We start from the raw sequence: 20,466 nt of genomic DNA on the forward strand, positions 1-20,466 counted from the left end.
GGACGCGAGGGAATGGCAACTTCTAAAGTCGCAGAAAGCGCCGCCGACCACGCTTCGTCGGCGAGCAGCCCTCGCGCTTCACGCGACCGATGCCTCGGGCTGAAGGAGCGCCGATCGCTTGCCTCGATGAAGATCCCGCGCAAAAATGCAGGCGGCGCTGTGGCCCGGCGAAAGGCCATGGGACGGCGGTATAGCCTTGGCACAGTCGTCCACCGCCAGGGGGCAGCGCGTTCGGAACCGGCAGCCGGACGGTGGGTTTGTCGGACTGGGGACTTCGCCAATCATCAACGGCCCCTTGCGGAGCTTCTCGACACGCGGATCCACCTCCGGTGCTGACGCCAGCAGCATCTGCGAATAGGGGTGGCCCGGATGGTCGTAAAGTTCCTGGGACGGACCATGCTCGACGATCTTGCCGAGATACATCACATAGACCCGCGAAGCCGCCTGCCGCACCAGTGCAAGATCATGGGCGATGAACAGGCATGCCACGCCCAGATCCTTCTGCAGGCGCAGGAACAGGTTCATCACCTGCGCACGAATGGAAAGATCAAGTGCGCTCACCGGCTCGTCGCAGATCAGCACTCGCGGGTTGACGGCGAGCGATCTGGCGATTGCCACACGCTGGCGCTGACCACCCGAGAGCTCGCGCGTGTGACGGTCCCTGACCGCGGACGCCAGACCGACCTGATCCAGAAGCTCCTTCGTGCGACGATCCCGCTCCTCGGGTGATCTGGTGCCGGCGATGACAAGCGCTTCATCGATGGCCTCCCCCACCGTCTGGCGATCGTTCAAGGACGAATAGGGATCCTGGAAGACGTATTGCAGCGCCCTACGGCTATCGCGCAGGGCCGCGCCTGAAAGGCCGCTGAGGTCGACGCCGTCGAGCAACACCCGTCCGCTGCTCGCCTTCTCGAGGCCGACGATGGTGCGCCCGAGCGTCGACTTGCCACAGCCGGATTCACCGACCAGCCCGACGATCTCACCGGGATAGAGTTCGATCGAGACATCGTCGACGGCATGGACAAATTTGCCCCGCTGAACGCTCTTGAAGCGCGTCTGGAGATTTTCGACTTTAAGAACCGGTGCGTGTGTCATGCGGCAGCCTTTCCTTGATTGACGACGGGGCAAGCCACGAGAACCGCACCGTCGTCCGACCGGACCAAAGGGGGGCGGCTATTGCTGCATGCGGGGACGGCAAGCTCGCAACGCGGCGCAAGGGCGCAGCCCTTGATCGGCGCGCCGAGCGTCGGCGGAATGCCGGGGAGCCCTCGAAACTCCGACCCAATTGGATCCTCCCGCCTCGGTATCGCGTTGATCAGCCCCCTGGTGTAGGGGTGACGCGGGCTGACGAGGACCTTGTCCACCGGACCGCATTCGGCGGCACGCGCCGCGTACATGACGACGATGTTGTCGGCGGCACCCGCGACCACCCCCATGTCGTGCGTGATCAGCACCATCGCCATGTTGAGACGACGCTGCACGTCCTTCAGCAGCCGCAAGATCTGCGCCTGAACCGTCACGTCGAGGGCTGTCGTCGGCTCGTCGGCGATCAGCAGCTTCGGCTCGCCCGCAAGGGCAATGGCGATGACGATGCGTTGCCTCAACCCGCCCGAAAGCTCGTGCGGGTATTGCCGGAGCCGGGCCACGGGATCGGAGATCCCGACAAGCTTCACGAGCTCGAGGGCACGTGCCTCGGCTGCCCTCGGCGTCATGTCGAGATGCAGTTCGGCCATCTCGGCAATCTGCCGCCCGATCCGGCGCACCGGGTTAAGCGCGCTCATCGGATCCTGGAAGATGAAGCCGACGGACTTGCCGCGCAGCTTCTGGATTTCAGGCTCAGGCAAGCCGATCAGTTCGCGCCCCTCTAGCTTGACAGAGCCGGACAGCATCGTCGTCACGCCCGTCGGCATCAGGCCGAGCGGTGCGAAGTTCATCACCGTCTTTCCGCTGCCGCTTTCGCCGACGATGGCGAGACATTCGCCCTGCCGGACCGAATAGCTGACACCGTCGACGGGGCGCACCGCCGATTTCGCGGTTAGGAGATCGACCGTCAGATTGCTGACGTTCAAGAGCGGCTCGTCACGCATCGGAATTCTCCTTGCCCCAGTTTGCGACCTCAAGCCGACGCGCTGCGAGCATGCGCCGAGTGAGCGGTTTTGGAATCCGGTTGAGAGCGATGGACTCCCCGAGGGTGTTGAAGCCGATGACGGCGGCCGTGAGGGCAAGCCCGGGCAACAGAACCTGACGCGGGTCGGATTCGAGATAGGGCAACGCGTCGACGAGCATCTGGCCCCATTCCGGCGTTGGCGGCTGAATGCCGAGGCCGAGGAAGCTCAGCGTCGCAACCGCCAGAGCGGCCGTGCCGGCGTCTGCCGTCGCATAGACCATCACCGAACCGATCGTACCGGGGAGGAGATGACCGAAATAGATGCGCCAGGGACTGGCTCCCAGCACCCGCAGCGCCTCGATATGAGGCTTACTCATGATGCTGACTGCCACGGCGCGGCTGATACGCCCACTCATGGGCCACCAGGCAAGGGCCAGCGCCAGCACCATCGTCCAGTATCCGGGACCGACGATCCCGATCACGGCCAGCGAGATGATCAGGCTCGGTACGGACAGACCCACATCAACGATGCGCATCAGCAGGTCGTCCACCCAGCCCCGGTGGTAACCGGCGATCGTTCCGAGCACGATACCGATGGTCATGGCGATACCGAGAACCGAACCGACGCTCACCAGCGACGTGTTGGCAGCGATAATCAAACGGCTAAACGTATCACGACCGAGGTGATCGGTTCCGAGCCAGTGTGCGGCCGTTGGCCCGAGACCGGCCTCCAGCAGGTTTTGGGCGCTCGAGTCCTGGGGCGCCAGCCAGGGCGCGAAAGTACCCAGAGCAACGAATAGGCCGATGGTAATCAATGCCGCCCGCGGCATCTTGTTCAATCGGGCCAGGATAGGATTGAGCATGTTCATGATCAGCTCCATTGGCGGCGAATGCGCGGATCGGTCAAAAGAACCGCTAGATCGACGATCAGATTCACCACGATAAAGAAGGTGAGGAAGATGAGCAGGCATGCCTGCACCACCATGAAGTCGCGAAAGCGGACGCCGGCGAGGAAGTAATCCCCAAGGCCCTGCCAGGCGAAAAGCGGTTCGACGATGATCGCAGTGGCCGTCATCAGCCCGACCTGGGTGCCGAGCGCGTTGATGAAGAGGGGCGTGATGTTGGGCAACGCCTCACGGAGCAATATGGCCGTGCGACCAAGACCCTTGCTCTTGGCGGTCAGAACGAAGGGGCTCGTCATCGCTTCCTCCAGACCGACCCGCACGACGCGGCTGAGGACGGCGGCCGGCAGAACGGCGACGGTGAGCCATGGCAGGATCCAGCTTTTGGGGCCGTTGAAACCGAACGACGGTAGAAGCTGGAAGGTGACGGAGAAGCCATAGATCATCAGCGCCCCGACGAAGAACGTCGGCGTCGATGCGCCGAGGAGCGCCAGACCGCGCGATACGCGGTCCGGCAGTTTGTAGGGCCAGAAGGCCCCGAGGAAACCCAAAGCCAGGCTGATGAGGGCGGCGATCACAGCCGAGCCTGCAATCAGGAGGCCGGTCACGAGCATCCGGTTCGCCAGGTCTGCGCTGACGTCCTGTCCCGTTCTGTAGGAAATGCCGAAGTCGCCGCGAACAGCGTCGCCAAGCCAATCCACGTAGCGCATCAGCAGTGGCTTGTGCAGTCCTATCTCTTCGGCGACCTGTTCGACATAGCCCGGTGTAGCGACCGCCCCGCGAAGCTCCGCGATCAGGACGGCAACATTGCCGGGTGCCGACACTACGAGTGTGAAGCAAACCAGGGACGCCATGAACAGAAGGACCAGGGAATGCTTCAGCCGCTTGCTGATGAAGTGGATCAAGGTACCCTCCTCCTACTCGGCCAGCAGAATGTTTTCGTAGGGCATGTCGTATTCGGTGACCGGGCTGCTGAAGCCATGGAGCCGCTTGGAATGCGCCCAGATGCTCGGCACGTAGACCAGCGGCGCAATCGCGTCGTTGTCCCGCAGCCAGTCATAGACCTTCTGAATGGTCGGCTGGATCTGATCGCCGGTCGCGGCCATCGCCGCATTGATCAACGGATCAAGGTTGACCGGATCGGTGACCAGCTTGCCCTCGACGTCGTTGTGGAAGGTCGACAGGCACAGTCCGACGATCGAGCCGAACGGATCGTAAGGTGCGCCATAGGTCAGGAAGAAGCCGAGATCGTACTTCTGTTCGAGCATGTCCGTGTGCTTGGAGGCATGGTCAACCGAGCGGATGACGAGGTCGATACCGATCTCCTTCATCTCGGACTGGATGACCTCGGCAATCACACGTGATCCCGGCACGGCGTCCGGGCTGACGACCAATTCGAGCGTCAGCGGTTTGCCGTTCTTGGATCGGATGGGGCTTCCCGTCCAGCCGGCTTTTTCGAGCAGCGCCGATGCGGCCGCAGCATCCCGGACAGGGGCATCACTTTGCGTTCCGGCATAAGGCAAGGCGCCCGAGAACATGTTGCCGGCGGGCTTGGCGTAGCCATGGTAAAGCACCTTGGAAATCGCGGCGCGATCGATGCCGATGCTGACGGCCTTGCGCACTTGCGGATCCTTGAGCGCCTCAGCACGGTCGGGATTATAGGCCATCACCAGCGTGACGTTGCCCGGATCGACGACGACGTTGAAACCGGCCGCCTCAAGCTGCTTGCCCTCTTCCGGGGTCAAGGGCGCGATCCAGAAACCGCCGATCAGGTCGAGTTCCTCGGCACGCAATGCCGCAACCCGCGAACGGGCATCAGGGATAACCTTGGCTTCAAGGCGTTCATAGGACGGCAATTCGCCCCAGTAGCCTTCGTGATGCTCGAAGACGCTCTGGGTGTCGTCCGCGCTGATCTGACGCCACGGCCCGGTACCCACAGGCTCCTTGAACTTGCCGTCGGCACCTACGGATTTAGGCGACAGGAAGCGCGTCGGCCGCGTGTAGGAAAGTTCCTGCATGAGCGCGAGCACCGGCTCCTTGAAATGCAGGGTGACGTGGTAGTCGTCGACCACGTCGAGCGACTGGAAGTGCTTTGAGCAATTCATCCAGCTGAACTGGTCGATGCCCATCCAGCGCTCGAGATTCCATTTGCACGCGGCAGCGTCGAACTTGGTGCCGTCCTGGAATGTCACGCCCTCGCGCAACGTCAGATGCAGCGTCTTGCCGCCGTCTTCGATCTTCCAGTCGGTTGCCAGGCAAGGTTCGATCTGACCGCCCTTGCCGTATTTCACGAGCGGCTCGAACATGAGGTCCTGAATGGCCCAGATCGCGTAGTGACTCTGCGGATCGAGATTGCCGGCAGGTTTGGCGATGGCAACTCGGAGCGTGCCGGCGGCACCTTGCGCATAAACGATTTTCGACAAAGCACCCTGCGCCATGGCCAAGCCGATAGCGCCGGCCGCCCCTTGCAGGAACGTACGTCTGTTTACTGACATGAGTTTTTTCTCCTCTTTGGCGCTCCCTGCGCCCGCCTAGACATCGCGGCCTCCACGCCGTTTTGTATAGACAAATTGACTGTCTCATGTATACAATCTTGCGTCAAGATCGCATTTTAGATTGTCGACATTTTAGCCGACAAAGCGGTATGCAGACGAGAATTGGGATGAGAATGCGCTGGCACAACCGACGTTATCGTCGCGTTTCGCCCGCGACGAAACGCTGTTGGCGCGAATCCTGGCAGCTGCGACGCCGTTCCACCTCAACAATATCGGCAGAACTTGTATACAATGCGAGTGGAGTTGAATGCTGACGAGACCATCGGCTTCCGGAAGAAGGAGGCCGCACAATAAGGTGCGCTGATCGGCGTGGCCCGCGCGATAGGCAGGCCCAAGATAAATGCGCGGGCCGAGTTCGGTCGCCGCAGTCGTTCATGTGTGGTTTTGGATGGAATCTCGACAACGGCGGCCTGCGTATGCGGCCGCCGTTGATGTAATCAAGCGTATCGCAGCCGGTGCAGAACGCGAGAGCGCTCGCAACGGCGGGTCGGCCTCAGGCTTTGCCGATACTGCCGAACACCAGACGCCCCTGGTGGAAGGTGGCGGTGCGCGCCGGCACGCGAGCCACCGCCTCCGCGGAGCAACTCGCACCGACAAGCGTGAAGGCGGCGTCATCTCCGGCATTTGGCCAGGCACGTTTGCCTTCATCATCCAACGGCAAAACGCCGCCGGTGGCGATGGCCATGGCCCGTGACAAGTGGAACTCATCCGACCCGCGATAAAGCTGCGCGTAGAAATAGGCCCTTTCCAGCATGTCGCCGCTGCCGAACGGCGACCAGTGATCGATGACGCTATCCGTTCCGGTCATCACGAACACGCCTGCCTTGCTCAATTGTGGCAATGGCATCATTAGAGCACCAAGCGGGACCGTCGAGGCGATCGTCATCTGATTTTCCGCCAGGCGGGAGGCAGTCTCCTCCAATGCTTCAGGAGCCAGTGTAGTCAGGGCAAAGGCATGGCTGATGGTTACCTTGCCGCGCAGCGCGGGATTCTTCTCCGTGGTCTCGATCATGTAGTTGATCGCCGCCATCCCGGCCGGACTGGTTTCATGCAGGTGGATGTCCACCCCTTTGCCGGTATCGAGGGCAATCTGGAACATGGAGTCGAGTGACTTCTCCATCGCCCCATCGACGTTGGTCGGATCCAGCCCACCGACATAGTGCACGCCCATCTGCATCGCTTCGCGCATCAAGCCGTCGACTTTGGAATGCAACAAACCGTGTTGTGGGAAGGCGACAATCTCGCAAACGAAGTCGTCGCGGTGATTTTCCAGCGCGCGCTGCAGGTGTTCAAGGCTTTTCAGGCCACTGACCGGATCGATGTTGCAATGGCTCCGCGCGACGGTGCTCCCCTTGGATTGAAGCAGCGCGATCAGGCCCTCGGCTCGCTGCTGCGAGGTGGGCAATAATTGGGGGATCAGCTTTTCTTCCAGCGCAATCATGTCCATGATGGTCTTGCCTTGGCGCGGCCGCGGCGCCTGCCAGGGACCACCGTAAAAGGTCTTGTCCAAATGGATGTGCATATCGCGCATGGCCGGCAGCATCAGTTGGCCATGCGCCTGATAGCGCGCGACACCGCTGGGCAGCGTTGCGTTCGCGGGATGAAGCGCGGCGATCTTGCCGTCCTTGATCTCGACGGTGTACAGCGCGGTGCGGGTGCCGATGACGGTGTCGCCGTCATATTCGAAACCTTCTTCCAGCCGCACGTCAGCCAGCAGGTAGTGACGATCCGTCAGCATGTTTGCTCCAATCTCGGCAACAGGTTCGGCCGTATTCGCAGATACCTCGTGAGCCAGTCCGCCAGTCAGCCCGACGACCGCGCAAGCGGTGGTCAGCTTCCCCGTTTGGCCGAGAAATGCCCGGCGGCTTTGCGACAGTGTCTGTTCCAACATCGTTCCCTCATCATGGGTTTGGAGTTTGCGTAATGATGACAATTCGATTTGCACGGACAGCCTGTAGCTGTCGCATCTTGCCGAGCTACGGGACAAGATGTGCTACGGTTGCAGACTGCAAAACGTTGCCGTTTCGGCCGAATTGATCACTTCTTGGGAAATGGGCGTGTGAACCATCCGTTGATCAATGATGGGGTGGCAAGCCGATACGAGATCACCGGACTTGTCGCGGGGATAAGCGTAGGCGCCAGCCTTCGAGGTCCGAAAGCCACCGCTCACCAATGCCTCGGCGAGCTTGACAGCTGCCGCCACGCCGTCGATGACGGGGACCCCCGTTTCGCGCGATAGCCAATTGCACAATTCTGCCATGCCGGCGCACCCAAGGACGATGGCATCGACACCATCCTCGCGTATCGCAGCGCGCGCCTCATTGAGGAGTTTCGCGCGCGCGATTGCCAGGTCGGTTTCGAGTGCTAGTACCGGCAGGTCGACCGAGCGCACACGGCGGCAGCGCGAGGCAGCGCCGTAGTGCGCGACAAGATCCTCAATCACCGGCACCGACCTCGGCAGCGTGGTGATCACTGTGAAGCGGGTCGCTACGGTTACTGCGACCTGCACCGCCGCCTGGCAGATACCGATGACGGGACCGGAGGCAACCTCGCGCGCAGCGGCAAGGCCGGGATCATCAAAGCAGGCTATCACGTGCGCCGATGCGCCCCGCTTCTCGGCGGCACGGATCGCGGCCAACATCGCAGGCACGGCCATCGCCTCGTCCGCGTAGCCTTCGATCGAGGCGGGCGTGTCCGTTGCGGTCTCCGCCTCGATGACTGTGCCCTCCGATCGCGCTGCCTCGGCCGCACGTGCGATTTGGTCGGTCATTGAGGATGTCGAATTCGGATTGATGACGTGTATGCGGATCATCGGGTGGCTCTCTCTGGCCTGGGGTTCACTTGTGCAAACTCGAAGCGCAGTAGCTCTTCCGGCTTTTTAAGTTCGAATTGGCGATCTGAAGTGATGTAGTTGTCGGCATGCAGCCTGGCGATCGGCTGGTAGGTTTCCGGATTCGCATAGCGCCCCTCGGCATCAAGGCAGCGGTCCTGGATGTGCATGTGCACGACTTTGCCGATGACGAGCACGCGCTTGTGATAGTCGAGGATGCGATCGACCCTGCATTCGAAGCTGCAGGGACTTTCGGCGATGCGAGCGACGTCGATCTGGTCACACGGCACCGGTGTCAGACCGGCGAAATCGAGTTCATCCACTTCTGAGGCGAAGTTGACGCCGCAGACGATCATCGCCTCGGCGAGCGCCATGTCGACCATGTTGACAACGAACTCGCCGGTTCGGCGGATGTTCGAGACAGTGTCCTTCTCATCACCATTGCCGCGGTTCTGGATGCCGAGCACAACCAAAGGCGGCTCGTGGGCAAACACGTTGAAGAAGCTCATTGGCGCCGCATTGTTGTGTCCGGCCGGCGACCGGGTTCCAACAAGCGCGATGGGGCGCGGACCAATGAAATTGGTCAGCAATCGATAACGATCGGGAGGGGGTAGCGTGGTGAAATCGATATTCATGTCCGGTTCTCCTCCATGACCGTTCAACCGCTTATCACTGCGCCGACGCACGGCGCGTCGACCGGCTGGGACGTCCCAGCGTGCAGTCGCAGGCACGGCAAACACCCACGCACAGGAGAACCTCGCCAAGCTTCCGCACGGAAACCGGTGTATCTGGCACGTTGCGCTCCCGGCGTCGGCGAATACCATCTTTGATTTATATCGCATCCATTTTTGTGTCAATATTGCATCCAATTAATGCATACAATATTATCAATCAATCTCAGGCGTGCCTGCGCCACATTGCCGGCGCGAACCGCTGGCACAAAGGAATGTTTGGGAAGACGTTTTAACTAATGCGCTGCCGCGAAAAAGGTCGCAACGATGTTGCCAATCACCGACTGCATGTTTCGTTAAATCGTATTCGATGTAAAAACATGCAGCAATTCAGAGTTCTACAGCTACCTTTGTGCGTCTAATAAGACGCGCGGCGCTGTAGGTGCGCTGCTCGACGCGAGGGTATAAGCGAGAGTGGCATACGGCGCGCGCCGAAATCTGCTCACCTTCCGCCCAATCTGCTGGCGGCCAGCTGTATACTATATATGCCGAATATTGTATTATCTTATGAGTGCAGCCGTCAAAGCGCTACAGCAACCTTTGCGCGTCCAATAAGACGCGCGGCGCTGTAGGAGTCCTGACTTTCGTCCGCGCATGGAAAACGGGCATTGACGTCCAGCAGGGAGCGCCAGTGATCACGCTGGTCACAAGGCGGCAAAACGGTCTAAAGGCCCTCTTCTTTTGCGTAGGCAGCCAGGAGATCCGGCAAGTCGTTTTCCGAGTTGCTTTTCAGCAGAGCGCGCGTTGTGATGGCCCCGATGTGATGGTCCATCAATTTGCACGCCTTTTCGCGATCGTTCCGTGCAAGTGCGGCAATCAACTCGCGGTGCTCCGACACGGCGCAATCGGACGAATGAGGGCGACCATAGAGCGACAAAATCATGGACGAGCGCGAGACGAGCTCGGTAACGTATCGCGATAGGATGGCGTTCTCCGTCAGCTGTGCGAGCAGGACGTGAAACTCACCGGCGAGTTGGATCGAGGCCGACGGATTGTCGAGCCTTGCCTTGTCTTCGGCGTCGACGTGCGCTTCAAGCTCCTTGATCTTCGGGGCCGTCAGACTGCCGATCAGGCTATCGACGACCAACGTCTCCAACGCTCGGCGCACGGCAAAGATATTATGCCCTTCCTCCAGACTGGGGTGGCTGACGCATGCTCCCTTGTTCGGCCGCAATTCGATCAGACCCTCACCGTTCAGTCGCGCCAGAGCCTGCCGCACGATCGTGCGGCTGACGCCCAGCCGCTCACCGATCGAATCCTCGGGAAGTTTCGTGCCCGCAGCGAATGCTTGGTCGAGGATGGCACGCTTCAAGATACGATAGACCGCATCTGACTTGGGGACCGCCGATCTTGCATTGCTGTCGCTGGGTTTGGGAGTCATGATTTTCCTCGAAAATAGCCAAAGCGTGCGATTGATAGCGATTGCCAAGCGTTGGATCGCAAACAACTATCACCACGCAAGCCGAACCGTAAAGCCGCGGTCGGCGGCCCGCTGAACCGGCAGGTTAGGCCGTTGCATACTGACGGCTCGACCGATCGCAGCCCGCCACTGCGAACACCAAATTCCCGACTTTTCGCCTTTCATCGAAAAAGCTTCATTCGATGGCCGGCAAATCGCCAGCCAATTCGCCGCCATTCACAACCACGCGGCCGCGCCGGATGACGGTGCGTCTATGCTGCGTCAGGGCGACGGCTTCCGCCAACGTGCGCGCGGGCACCAGCACCAGGTCGCCGAAGCAGCCTTCAGAGAGACCGTAACCGCCGAGACTGATACCTTCAGCACCGCCGAAAGTGCAGATGCGGGCGGATTCTTCGAGATCAACATCGTTGGTCATACCGTTGCGTTGCGCCAGGTACTTCGCCCGCTCTAGCATGTCACCATTTCCAAACGGCTCCCAGGTCCCCTGAATGCCGTCAGAACCGGAGGCAACCGTGAGACCGCATTGGCGCATCAGTCGCAATGGCAATGCCGGGGCAGAGGGACTGCCGACGGTCATCACCGCGATGCGTTCTGCAGCGAGCTGGCCGATTAACGCGTTTTGCCGTGAGGCGTCGAGCGTCCCGAGGCAATAGGCGTGGCTCACCATCACCTGCCCCTGCAGCGACAAGGCGCGGGTCCGTTCGACGATGAGTTCAAGACAATAGGCACCGAGGTCGCCCGGTTCATGCAGATGAATGTCGACAGGTTTTCCGTGACGATCCGCGAGCGCGAAGATTGCATCGAGGTGACGCACCGGATCGCGCTCGATCGTGGCGGGGTCGATGCCGCCGACGATATCGGCGCCGGCTTTCAAGGCCGCATCCATCAACTCGAGCGTCCCCTCGCGCGGCAGCATGCCGCTTTGCGGGAAAGCCACAATCTGTACATCGACCAGATCGCGCATTGCCTCGCGTGTTTCCAGCACGCCTTCGACATTGGCGATGCCGATCTCGGTGTCGACATCAACGTGGCTGCGAATGCTCAAAACGCCATGGGCGAGCGTCTGAAGGATCTGACGGGCCGATTGCCGACGGGCGTTGATGCCAAGTTCGCGCTTGGCATTGCGGTCGGCCAGGATTCGGTCGTTGCGGGTCGGACCGATCCGGTTCTCGAACCAGTCCATGCCGACAAGTGTCTTGTCGAGATGCGTATGTGCCTCGACAAGCCCTGGCAAGGCGACATGTCCGGTTGCGTCGATCTCGGCCACCGGACGGGCACAATCTGCCGCAACAAACCGACCGTCTCTGATGAGAAGGTCCTCAACAGGCCCACCGAAGGGGCGGGCATTACGGATAAGAAGGTCTGCAGTCATTGTAGATCCTCGATTGTCCAAGCGCCTTACGTGCGATCACTAAGTCCGGCCCGCGCCATCGCCAGCCGAAAAGCGCGCAGGGCACGGTCGAGGATCGCGTCTTCGTCCTGGCCGACGAGGCGTCGCCCGCGCATCAGAACACGCCCGCCGACGATGGTGGTGTCCACGTCCGCCCCATTGGCGAAGCGAGCAAGGCGCTGCACCGGCTCGTGCGGTGGCCAGAGATGGGGCTGACGCATATTCACAAGGACGATATCGGCGCGCTTGCCAACTTCGAGTGAACCGAGTTCATCCTCCATCAGCAGGGCGCGCGCGCCGCCGATCGTCGCCATCTCCAGCAGCCGCAGCGGCGGCAGCACGGTATCATCTGAGAAATGTCGCGCGTGGTAGCGATGGGCCTGGAACATGTTGCGGAACATGTCGAAGGACCGATCGGGCGCCGCGGCATCGGTGCCGAGCGAAACCACTATGCCGTCCTCCATCAGCTCCGGTGCCGGGCAGCGGCCATAGACCGACATCAGCGCACTCGGATTGTGCGCAACCTTGGCACCGGTCCGCTTCAGGACCGCCCGGTCGGCCTCGGTCAGGTCTATGCAATGGGCAAGGAGCGACCGCTCGTCAAAGAGACCAAGTCGCGCATCGTTGGCGGCGATGGATCCGTCGCGATGACCGTCCTGCACCAGAAGGCTTCGCCTCTCACGCGCGCGGTCGCGGACCTTGCATGCAATCCTGTATACCGTTTCCCCGCGCAGTTCCTGCTCATCGAAAACCGGTAGCGAAAACACGACCTGCAGCCGGTCGTCGCGTCCAGCCCAGGCATCGACCAACTCGGTGGCCACGTCTATCTGCCGGTCTGGGGAGACGACGATGTCGTTGTGGGACGTCGGCGTATACTGGCGATACACGTGATTTTGCCCGGATCGGTTCGGCCCCACGGCCAGAACCTCACGCACTCCCATGGCGGCAATCGAAGCGAGATGCGCCTCCGCCGCCTCCGGTGCCTCGGTGCGCATGATATCCGGGCCGCCGCCGAATAGCAGCGCCGCAGTCGTCGTGCCGCACTTGATCCTCTCTGCCGCCGACAGCGCCGCTTCCGCTGCCCAGAACTCAAGGTCGGTCGCAGTCGCGTAAATGCGGCCGGTCACGTCCATCCAGTCCTCGGCTGCACTGCCCAACCCTTTGGTCAGCATATGTCCGGCATGAGCGTGTGTGTCGATCAGCCCAGGCATCGCAACCATGCCGGCAGCCTCGATGCGCTCGGCCTGCCATTCTCCGGCAAAGCTTCCCTCGCCGATGCCGGCGATGCGCCCGTTCTCGACCAGAACATGGCCGCGCTCAAGAACGCGACGGTCCGCGTCCATGGTAACGATCGTGGCGTTTTCAATCAGCAGTGCACTCGTCATCGGAAGTTCCCTTTCCGGCTGTCGGGCCTGGCGTTCTTTTTTTGAGAAGCGTCGCCAAAACCACTTTTGCCATCTTGATATTGTTTGCATCAGATGTACACTATTACTGGGAGTATTCGTATCCAATAACACAGATAATATGTATACGTTAAATGGGAGAAACCAGTGAAAACCTCTTTGAAGACCCTCTTGGCGGGTCTCGCCCTTGTGGCGCCGCTTTCCGCCCCCGCCCTCGCCGAGACACTGCGCTGGGCTTCATCCGGCGATGTCATTTCCTACGACCCCAACGCACAGGTCGACAGCTTTACCCAGAGCGTGCACCATATGGTTTTCGACCCTCTGGTGCGCCGTAACAAGGACCTGAAGCTCGAGCCGGCGCTCGCCACCTCCTGGGAGGTCATCGAGCCGACCCGCTGGCGCTTCAAGCTGCGCCAGGGCGTGAAATTCCATGAGGGCCAGCCCTTCAACGCCGACGACGTCGTGGCGACCATCCAGCGCCAGATCGACCCCGGCGCGCGCAACCGCGAGAACCTTTCAACCGTCGTCGGCGTCGAGAAGGTCGATGAGTACACCGTCGACCTCATCCTACGCGGACCCTATCCGCTGCTCCTCAACGACCTTGCCGCCATCTACATCATGAGCAAGCCCTGGATGGAGGAGCATGACGCGCTGAAGCCGGGCAATGCTTCGACCGGAGTCGTCACCTATGCCAGCAACCATGCCAACGGCACGGGCGCCTTCAAGCTGAAGACCTACGAACCGGATTCGCGCTCGGTCTTCGAAGTGAACAAGGACTGGTGGGACAAGCCGCAGCACAATCTGGACGAGGTCGAGTTCCGTCCGATCGCCTCCGACGCGACCCGCGTCGCGGCGCTGCTATCGGGTGAAGTCGACATGATTGCGCCCGTTCCGTTGCAGGACGTCGACCGCATCGCCGCCACCGATGGGCTGAAGGTCGTCGAGAACCCGTCGCTGCGCACCATATTCTTCATTTTCAGCTACCGGCCGGAACTTCATGCGACCCCCGGCAAGCCCAATCCGCTGCTCGATGTGCGGGTGCGCCAGGCCCTTTGGCACGCGATCGATACCAACACGATCCAGAAGCGCCTGATGCGCGGCAAGTCGCGTACGGCCGGGATGCTCGTCGCACCGGCGGTGACCGGCTACGACGAAACCATCGACGTGCCGCTCCCCTATGATGTCGACAAGGCCAAGGCGCTGCTCGCTGAGGCCGGATATCCGGATGGTTTCAAAACGGGGCTCGCCTGCCCCAATGACCGCTACATCGCCGACGAGCAGATCTGCCTTGCGGTCGCCTCCATGTGGGCGCAGATCGGCGTCCAGGCCAATGTGAGTGTCGAGAGCAAGACGACCTATTTCCCGCGTACGGACAAGGGTGAGTTCGACGTCTATCTTCTCGGCTGGGCTTCGCTGCCGCCGATGGACGGCTTCAGCCCGTTGCAAGCGCTGCTGGCGACCAATGACGGCACCTTCGGCGGCAGCAACGCCGATGGGCTCTCCAATCCCGAGATCGACAAGCTGGCCTATGCCGCAGCCGTTGAACTCGACGAAACCAAACGCATCGAGATGCTGAAGCAAGCCTTCCGCATCACCCATGATCAGGTATTCTACCTGCCGCTGCACCAGCAGCCGGTCGCCTGGGCGATGAGCAGCAAGCTCGACATGCCGCAGTTCCCGGACGAGTACGTGCGTCCGTGGTTCGCACAGATGAAGAAGTAGTCGGGATTCTCCCAAGGCGCAGTCCCGGCAAGCGAAGCCTGCCGGGACTGCGCTCAAACCGGGTCAACCCTTCCGCGTCGCTGGCGGCGCGGGGGACGCGGGAGCGCAACAGCCCGGTTTTCGCCCCTTCGGGCAAGGTCGCTCCCTCAAGGACTATCCGATGATCAGACTCTTTTCAGTCAGGTTGCTTCAGGCCATCCTCGTGATGGTCGCAGTGACTGCCATTGCCTTCGTCATGTTCCGCTTCGTCGGCGATCCTGTCGCCTCGATGGTGCGCGAAGGCGCAACCCAGGCGGAAAAGGACGCGGTCCGTGTCGCGCTCGGCCTCGACAGGCCGGTCGTGGTGCAGTTCGTCGATTTCGTCGGCCACGTGCTGACCGGCGATCTCGGCACGAGCTACCGCTACCAGCAGCCTGTGACCAGCCTGTTGCTCAGCCGTCTTCCTGCCACGCTGGAACTGGTTGTCGTCGCCACCGTACTGGCCCTGTCGCTCGGCATTCCGCTCGGAGTGCTCTGCGCGCTAAAACCGCGTTCCTTTCTCTCCCGGCTGACCCAGTCTGCGACACTTGTCGGTATTTCGATGCCCACCTTCGTCACCGGCCTGCTGCTGATCCTGGTTTTCGCAGTGAACCTGCGCTGGTTGCCGTCCTCCGGACGCGGAGACCTCGTCGATATCGGTTTTTGGAAGACCGGCTTCCTCACCCTTTCGGGGCTGAAATCGCTGATCCTGCCGTCGATCACGCTGGCGCTGTTCCAGCTCACGCTGATCATGCGCTGGTGCGCTCGGAGATGATCGACGTGCTGTCGTCGGACTATATCCGCTTCGCCTTCGCCCGTGGCCTGCCGCGCACCTATATCTATGGGCGGCTCGCTCTACGCAACGCGCTGATGCCGGTCGTCACCGTTACGGGCCTGCAGATCGGCCAGCTCATCGCCTTCGCCATCGTCACCGAGACAGTGTTCCAGTGGCCGGGCATGGGCCTGCTCTTCACGAATGCCGTCGGCTATCCCGACGTGCCGGTGTTGGCTGCCTACCTTCTGTTCGTCGGCTTCCTGTTCGTCATGATCAACATGATCGTCGACATTCTCTACACCTTCATCGATCCGCGCCTGAGGACACGATAATGGCTACGCAATCCCTGATGCGCCGGCTTCCGCCGGTTTCCGTGATGATCGCCGGCCTGGTGCTCTTCATCATGCTGACCCTCGTCATCTTCGCCCCGCTGATCGCGCCGATGGATCCTCGCGACGTCTCATCCTATTCGCTGATCGACATGGAAATCCCCCCGGCGTTCATGGAGGGCGGTGATCCCCGCTTCCTGCTCGGCACCGACAACCAGGGCCGCGACCTCGTCTCGGTCATCCTGTTCGGGCTCAGGATCTCCGTCGTCATCGGCGTCGGCGCGGTGGTCTTCGCGGCCGTGGTCGGCGTCGTGCTCGGTCTCGTCGCCGGCTTCTTCGGCGGCTTGATCGATGGCATCGTCATGCGCGTTGCCGATGTCTTTGTCAGTTTCCCCACCATCCTCGTCGCGCTGCTCATCAGCGGCATCGCCCGCGCGCAGCTCAGCGCCGAAACGATGCTTGCCTGGGCGCCGCTGGTGTTGATCTTCTCCATTGCCGTCAACGAATGGGTGCAATATGCCCGCACCGTGCGCGCCTCGACCATGGTGGAAGTCGCGCGCGACTACGTGCGCGCCGCCAAGGTCATCGGCCTGCCGTCCGGCCGCATCATGGGCCGCCACATTCTACCAAACATCATGAGTTCGGTGATGGTCATCGCCACCATCAACCTTGCGGGCGCGATCCTGACGGAGGCGACGCTCTCCTTCCTCGGCGCCGGCATGCCGCCGACCTATCCCTCGCTCGGCACGTTGATCCGCATCGGCAATCAGTTCCTGTTCTCCGGCCTCTGGTGGATTGCGGTGATGCCGGCGACTGTACTGGTCGTCCTTGTGCTGGCCGTCAACGTGATCGGCGACTATTTGCGCGACCACTTCAACCCGAAACTGATGGTTCGCTGAGATGACCGAATCCACGCTCCCCGTCCTCGACATCCGCAATCTCTGCGTCGAGTATCCGCTGGCCAACGGCAACACGCTTAAGGCCGTCAAGAACACCGATCTCATGATCCGCCCCGGAGAAATCCACGCCCTCGTCGGTGAATCCGGCGCCGGCAAGACCACTGTCGGCAATGCGCTGATGGGTCTCCTGCAGGCCCCCGGCAGAATCGCATCCGGCTCCATCGTCATCGCCGGCAAGCAGATCGACCTACGCACCGGCCGCACCGAAGGCATTGTGCCCGGGCGCGATGTCGGCGCGATCTTCCAGGATCCGATGACGAGCCTCAACCCGCTCTTCACGGTGGAAAGCCAGCTCTGCGAAGGCATGCTCACCCATCTGAAGCTTTCGTCCAAGGAGGCGAAGGCCCGCGCACTGGAACTGATGAAGGCCGTCGGCATTCCGGAGCCCGAACGCCGGCTCAGCAGCTATCCGCACCAGCTTTCCGGCGGACAGCGCCAGCGCGTGGTCATCGCCACCGCGCTCGCCTGCAATCCGCAGCTTATCGTCGCCGACGAGCCGACGACGGCGCTCGACGTCTCGGTGCAGGCCCAGATCCTCAAGCTCATCCGCGATCTTGCGGACGAGCGCGGCGTCGGCATTCTGCTCGTCACGCATAATATGGGTGTCGTCGCCGAGATCGCCGACCGCGTCACCATCATGCAGAACGGCGCGGTGGTGGAAAGCGGGCCGACGCGCGAGGTGCTGACCGCGCCGAAGGCGCCCTATGCCCGCACGCTGATCGCCGCCGTGCCGCCCATCGAAACACGCCTTGAGCGTCTACCGGTCCCAAGTGAGGAAACGCAGGTGTCGCTCGACGCCCGCGCCACCGTGCGCCGCAAGAGTGCAAAGACCGAAGCGGGCAGCCGCGACGACGTGGTACTCTCCGTGCGCGACCTTGCGGTGGAGTATGGCAGCCGTTCGTTGATCCCAGGCCGCAAGGCGTCGGTCTTCAAGGCGGTCAAGGGCGTCTCATTCGACGTCCGGCGCGGCGAGATTTTCGGCCTCGTCGGCGAATCCGGCTGCGGCAAGACCACCGTCGCCAACTCCATAGCCGGCCTCGTCACCCAGAGTTCGGGCACCATCGATTTTCAGGGAACGGCGCTCGGCGCCCGACGTGAAAAATCGGTGCGCCAGTCCCTGCAGATGGTGTTCCAGGACCCCTATTCGGCACTCAACCCGCGCCTGCGCATCAACTCCGCGATTGCCGAGCCCATCCTGTTCTACAAGCTCGCTTCCAATGCGCAGGAAGCCCGGCAGGACGCCAGGACGTTGCTCGAAGCTGTCGGCCTTCCCGCCGACGCCGGGTCGCGCTTCTCGCATGCTTTCTCCGGCGGTCAGCGCCAGCGGATCGCCATTGCGCGCGCGCTCGGGCCGCGCCCTTCGCTGCTCATCTGCGACGAGCCGACCTCCGCGCTCGACGTCTCGGTACAGGCGCAGCTCCTCAACCTCCTGAAGGATCTGCGCGATCTCGCCGGCCTCTCCATGCTGTTCATCAGCCACGACCTCGCGGTGATCCGTCAGATGTGCGACCGCGTGGCCGTCATGAAGTCAGGGCAGATCGTCGAGCTTGCCGATACCGAAACCCTCTTCACCGCGCCGAAACACGAATATACCCGCGAGCTTCTTCGTCTTGCCCCGTCACTTGAGCGCATCCTGGGCGCGAACTCGCCTCAGTCTGGCCGTGGATGGCAAGACGGATGAGAATCTTGCCGGCACGCAGTTCTCGATGCCGCCAGCTTGAAGCCGATCCCATGATCGACCCGTCAGGTTTGGGCGATACGCTGCGAAACGCCGCGCATCTTCTGTGTCACAGCCGAGATACGGATTTGATGGAATAAGCCCGTGCCCGGCACGGCGCGGCTTTGCCGCTGTGCCAGAGCCGTTGCACGTCGCAAACGAATTGATGCACCGCCGCGCGCATGCCTTTTCGGGCCACAGCAAATAAAAAGAAGACGTAAAGGAAATACCCGATCATGTCGAAATCAACCCAGCCCGCGACGGGCCGGCAATGGATGCTGCTCATTCTCGTCTTGCTGGTTGCTGTCAATTTGCGGCCGTTTCTCACCGCACCGGGGCCCGTGCTGTCCGAGATCGTCGCCGAAACCGGAATGGGATATGGCAGTCTGGCCTTGCTGACGCTGCTGCCGATGATGCTGATGGGCGTCGGCGCCTTCGTGTCGCCCTCGCTGCAGGCCAGGATCGGCACGCGCCGCGGTATTCTCATCGCCCTGCTTGTGCTAGCCGCCGGCTCCCTGCTGCGGCTGGTCGCGCCCGGCGGCGCAGCGTTGGTGACAACCGCCGCCCTTTGTGGCGCCGGCGCGCCTTCATCCAGGCGGCCCTTCCCGGCATCATCAAGGCGGAGTTTCCCCAAAGCATCCCGGTTGTCACTGGACTCTATTCCGCGTTCCTGATGGGTGGTGGGGCCTTAGGCGCGCGGCTGACGCCACTTCTCGTCAATCACGGTTATGGCTGGCGCCCAGCGCTGGCCTGGCTCGCGGCGCCCGCACTTGTCGCTCTCTGCGCCGCATGTTTCATCCTGTCGGACTCGCGCAGCGACCGTCCAGACAAAGCGCTCACCGGCAGATTGCTCCGCCGGCCGCGTACATGGACGCTTATCGTCGCCTTCGGGTTGGTCAACGCCGGTTACTCCTCCGCCGTCGCCTGGCTGGCCTCCTATTACCAATCTCTTGGCTGGAGCAGCGGCGACAGCGGCAATCTCGTGGCATTGATGGCAATCTGTCAGGCAGCGGCGGCCCTCGCCCTGCCGGTTCTTGCCCGCCGCAGCATCGACCGGCGAGCGTTCCTCCGCATGACGCTGGCGATGCAGGCAGTCGGCTTTGCCGGTTTCGCTTTCATGCCGCAGGCAGCGCCCGCCGTCTGGGCAGCCTTGTGCGGCGCCGGCCTCGGCAGCAGCTTCTCGTTGGCGATCGTCACCGCCCTCGATCACCTGCCGCGGCCGGAGGAGGCGGGCGTGCTGGTGGCGTTGATGCAGGGTGGCGGTTTCCTGATCGCGTCCCTCGGCCCCTTCGCCACCGCATTCCTGCACGACGTCAGCGGCAGCTTCGCCCCTGGCTGGGTGATGCATCTTCTCTGCGTCGCCAGCGTGTTCTTCCTTTACATGCGCTTCAACCCATCACGCTATGCGCAAGCGATGCAATCACCGATCTGAGCGAAAATGATTTGCTCTGAATCGGCGGTGGCACTTTGGCCTCGTCACGTTCGGTCGACGTTGATGCCTCGGACCTCGCACAGGACGGGTGTCGAAACAGCTTGCCTCTCGAGATACCAAGGCACTGGACATGCCGCCATTTTGTATGCAATTCGAGGTGACAATCACCAGGATTT

17 protein-coding genes and 1 pseudogene are annotated in these 20,466 nt (G+C 61.9%); 6 read left to right on the plus strand and 12 right to left on the minus strand.

Going from position 1 to position 20,466, the window contains the following annotated elements; translation table 11 throughout:
• Nucleotides 1–78: 78 nt before the first annotated feature.
• The 11 genes from BKP54_RS01195 to BKP54_RS01245 form a co-directional block, all read right to left on the minus strand.
• Nucleotides 79–1,095 (minus strand): ABC transporter ATP-binding protein, encoded by a 1,017-nt coding sequence (locus BKP54_RS01195; RefSeq protein WP_025430337.1) that lies wholly within the window; start codon nucleotides 1,093–1,095, stop codon nucleotides 79–81.
• Nucleotides 1,092–2,087, minus strand: coding sequence for an ABC transporter ATP-binding protein (locus tag BKP54_RS01200; protein WP_084814049.1), 996 nt, complete (start codon nucleotides 2,085–2,087; stop codon nucleotides 1,092–1,094). The genes BKP54_RS01195 and BKP54_RS01200 overlap by 4 nt, the downstream gene beginning before the upstream one ends.
• Nucleotides 2,080–2,988, minus strand: coding sequence for an ABC transporter permease (locus tag BKP54_RS01205; protein WP_084814050.1), 909 nt, complete (start codon nucleotides 2,986–2,988; stop codon nucleotides 2,080–2,082). Before BKP54_RS01205 ends, BKP54_RS01200 begins: the two co-directional genes overlap by 8 nt.
• Nucleotides 2,979–3,914 carry an ABC transporter permease gene (locus tag BKP54_RS01210; protein ID WP_025430340.1) on the minus strand — a complete coding sequence of 312 codons (936 nt, stop codon included), beginning with the start codon at nucleotides 3,912–3,914 and terminating at the stop codon, nucleotides 2,979–2,981. Before BKP54_RS01210 ends, BKP54_RS01205 begins: the two co-directional genes overlap by 10 nt.
• Before the next feature lie 12 nt (nucleotides 3,915–3,926).
• Entirely contained in the window at nucleotides 3,927–5,504 is a 1,578-nt protein-coding gene (locus BKP54_RS01215; protein ID WP_025430341.1) for a nickel ABC transporter substrate-binding protein, read from the minus strand.
• A 553-nt stretch (nucleotides 5,505–6,057) separates the two neighbouring features.
• On the minus strand, nucleotides 6,058–7,455 hold the full coding sequence (locus tag BKP54_RS01220) for an amidohydrolase family protein (RefSeq protein WP_244496045.1): 1,398 nt from the start codon (nucleotides 7,453–7,455) through the stop codon (nucleotides 6,058–6,060).
• 102 nt (nucleotides 7,456–7,557) lie between these two features.
• A complete protein-coding gene (locus BKP54_RS01225) occupies nucleotides 7,558–8,373 on the minus strand; it encodes an aspartate/glutamate racemase family protein (protein ID WP_082523568.1) in 816 nt (271 codons plus the stop codon).
• Nucleotides 8,373–9,029 carry a flavin reductase family protein gene (locus BKP54_RS01230; RefSeq protein ID WP_057216884.1) on the minus strand — a complete coding sequence of 219 codons (657 nt, stop codon included), beginning with the start codon at nucleotides 9,027–9,029 and terminating at the stop codon, nucleotides 8,373–8,375. The genes BKP54_RS01225 and BKP54_RS01230 overlap by 1 nt, the downstream gene beginning before the upstream one ends.
• 760 nt (nucleotides 9,030–9,789) lie before the next feature.
• Nucleotides 9,790–10,506, minus strand: a complete 717-nt coding sequence (locus tag BKP54_RS01235) for a GntR family transcriptional regulator (protein ID WP_025430345.1) — start codon at nucleotides 10,504–10,506, stop codon at nucleotides 9,790–9,792.
• 214 nt (nucleotides 10,507–10,720) lie between these two features.
• The gene (locus BKP54_RS01240) at nucleotides 10,721–11,917 is read right to left on the minus strand and encodes an amidohydrolase (protein WP_084814051.1); all 1,197 of its coding nucleotides are present in this window, start codon (nucleotides 11,915–11,917) and stop codon (nucleotides 10,721–10,723) included.
• 26 nt (nucleotides 11,918–11,943) lie between these two features.
• Nucleotides 11,944–13,320, minus strand: a complete 1,377-nt coding sequence (locus BKP54_RS01245; RefSeq protein WP_084814052.1) for an amidohydrolase family protein — start codon at nucleotides 13,318–13,320, stop codon at nucleotides 11,944–11,946.
• 165 nt (nucleotides 13,321–13,485) lie between these two features.
• On the opposite strand from BKP54_RS01245, the gene BKP54_RS01250 reads away from it, so the two are divergent.
• The 4 genes and pseudogenes from BKP54_RS01250 to BKP54_RS01265 all read left to right on the plus strand — a co-directional run bounded on the left by BKP54_RS01250 (nucleotide 13,486) and on the right by BKP54_RS01265 (nucleotide 18,822).
• Nucleotides 13,486–15,060 carry an ABC transporter substrate-binding protein gene (locus BKP54_RS01250; RefSeq protein ID WP_084814053.1) on the plus strand — a complete coding sequence of 525 codons (1,575 nt, stop codon included), beginning with the start codon at nucleotides 13,486–13,488 and terminating at the stop codon, nucleotides 15,058–15,060.
• 160 nt (nucleotides 15,061–15,220) lie between these two features.
• Nucleotides 15,221–16,185: pseudogene (locus tag BKP54_RS01255) on the plus strand (ABC transporter permease).
• On the plus strand, nucleotides 16,185–17,081 hold the full coding sequence (locus tag BKP54_RS01260) for an ABC transporter permease (protein WP_084814054.1): 897 nt from the start codon (nucleotides 16,185–16,187) through the stop codon (nucleotides 17,079–17,081). The pseudogene BKP54_RS01255 and the gene BKP54_RS01260 overlap by 1 nt, the downstream one beginning before the upstream one ends.
• 1 nt (nucleotide 17,082) lies before the next feature.
• Nucleotides 17,083–18,822, plus strand: coding sequence for an ABC transporter ATP-binding protein (locus BKP54_RS01265; protein WP_084814055.1), 1,740 nt, complete (start codon nucleotides 17,083–17,085; stop codon nucleotides 18,820–18,822).
• Between the two features lie 106 nt (nucleotides 18,823–18,928).
• Here the strand turns inward: BKP54_RS01265 and BKP54_RS35995 are convergent, their stop codons facing one another.
• Nucleotides 18,929–19,144, minus strand: coding sequence for a hypothetical protein (locus BKP54_RS35995; RefSeq protein ID WP_198956819.1), 216 nt, complete (start codon nucleotides 19,142–19,144; stop codon nucleotides 18,929–18,931).
• On the opposite strand from BKP54_RS35995, the gene BKP54_RS37240 reads away from it, so the two are divergent.
• Together BKP54_RS37240 and BKP54_RS01270 are read left to right on the plus strand one after the other, a co-directional pair.
• Nucleotides 19,134–19,532, plus strand: coding sequence for a hypothetical protein (locus tag BKP54_RS37240; protein WP_348626713.1), 399 nt, complete (start codon nucleotides 19,134–19,136; stop codon nucleotides 19,530–19,532). The genes BKP54_RS35995 and BKP54_RS37240 overlap by 11 nt on opposite strands.
• The gene (locus BKP54_RS01270) at nucleotides 19,427–20,290 is read left to right on the plus strand and encodes an MFS transporter (RefSeq protein WP_348626714.1); all 864 of its coding nucleotides are present in this window, start codon (nucleotides 19,427–19,429) and stop codon (nucleotides 20,288–20,290) included. The genes BKP54_RS37240 and BKP54_RS01270 overlap by 106 nt, the downstream gene beginning before the upstream one ends.
• Nucleotides 20,291–20,466 lie beyond the last annotated feature (176 nt).

Origin of the sequence: Ensifer sp. 1H6 (assembly GCF_001976035.1) — a bacterium.
Lineage (GTDB): Bacteria > Pseudomonadota > Alphaproteobacteria > Rhizobiales > Rhizobiaceae > Ensifer > Ensifer canadensis.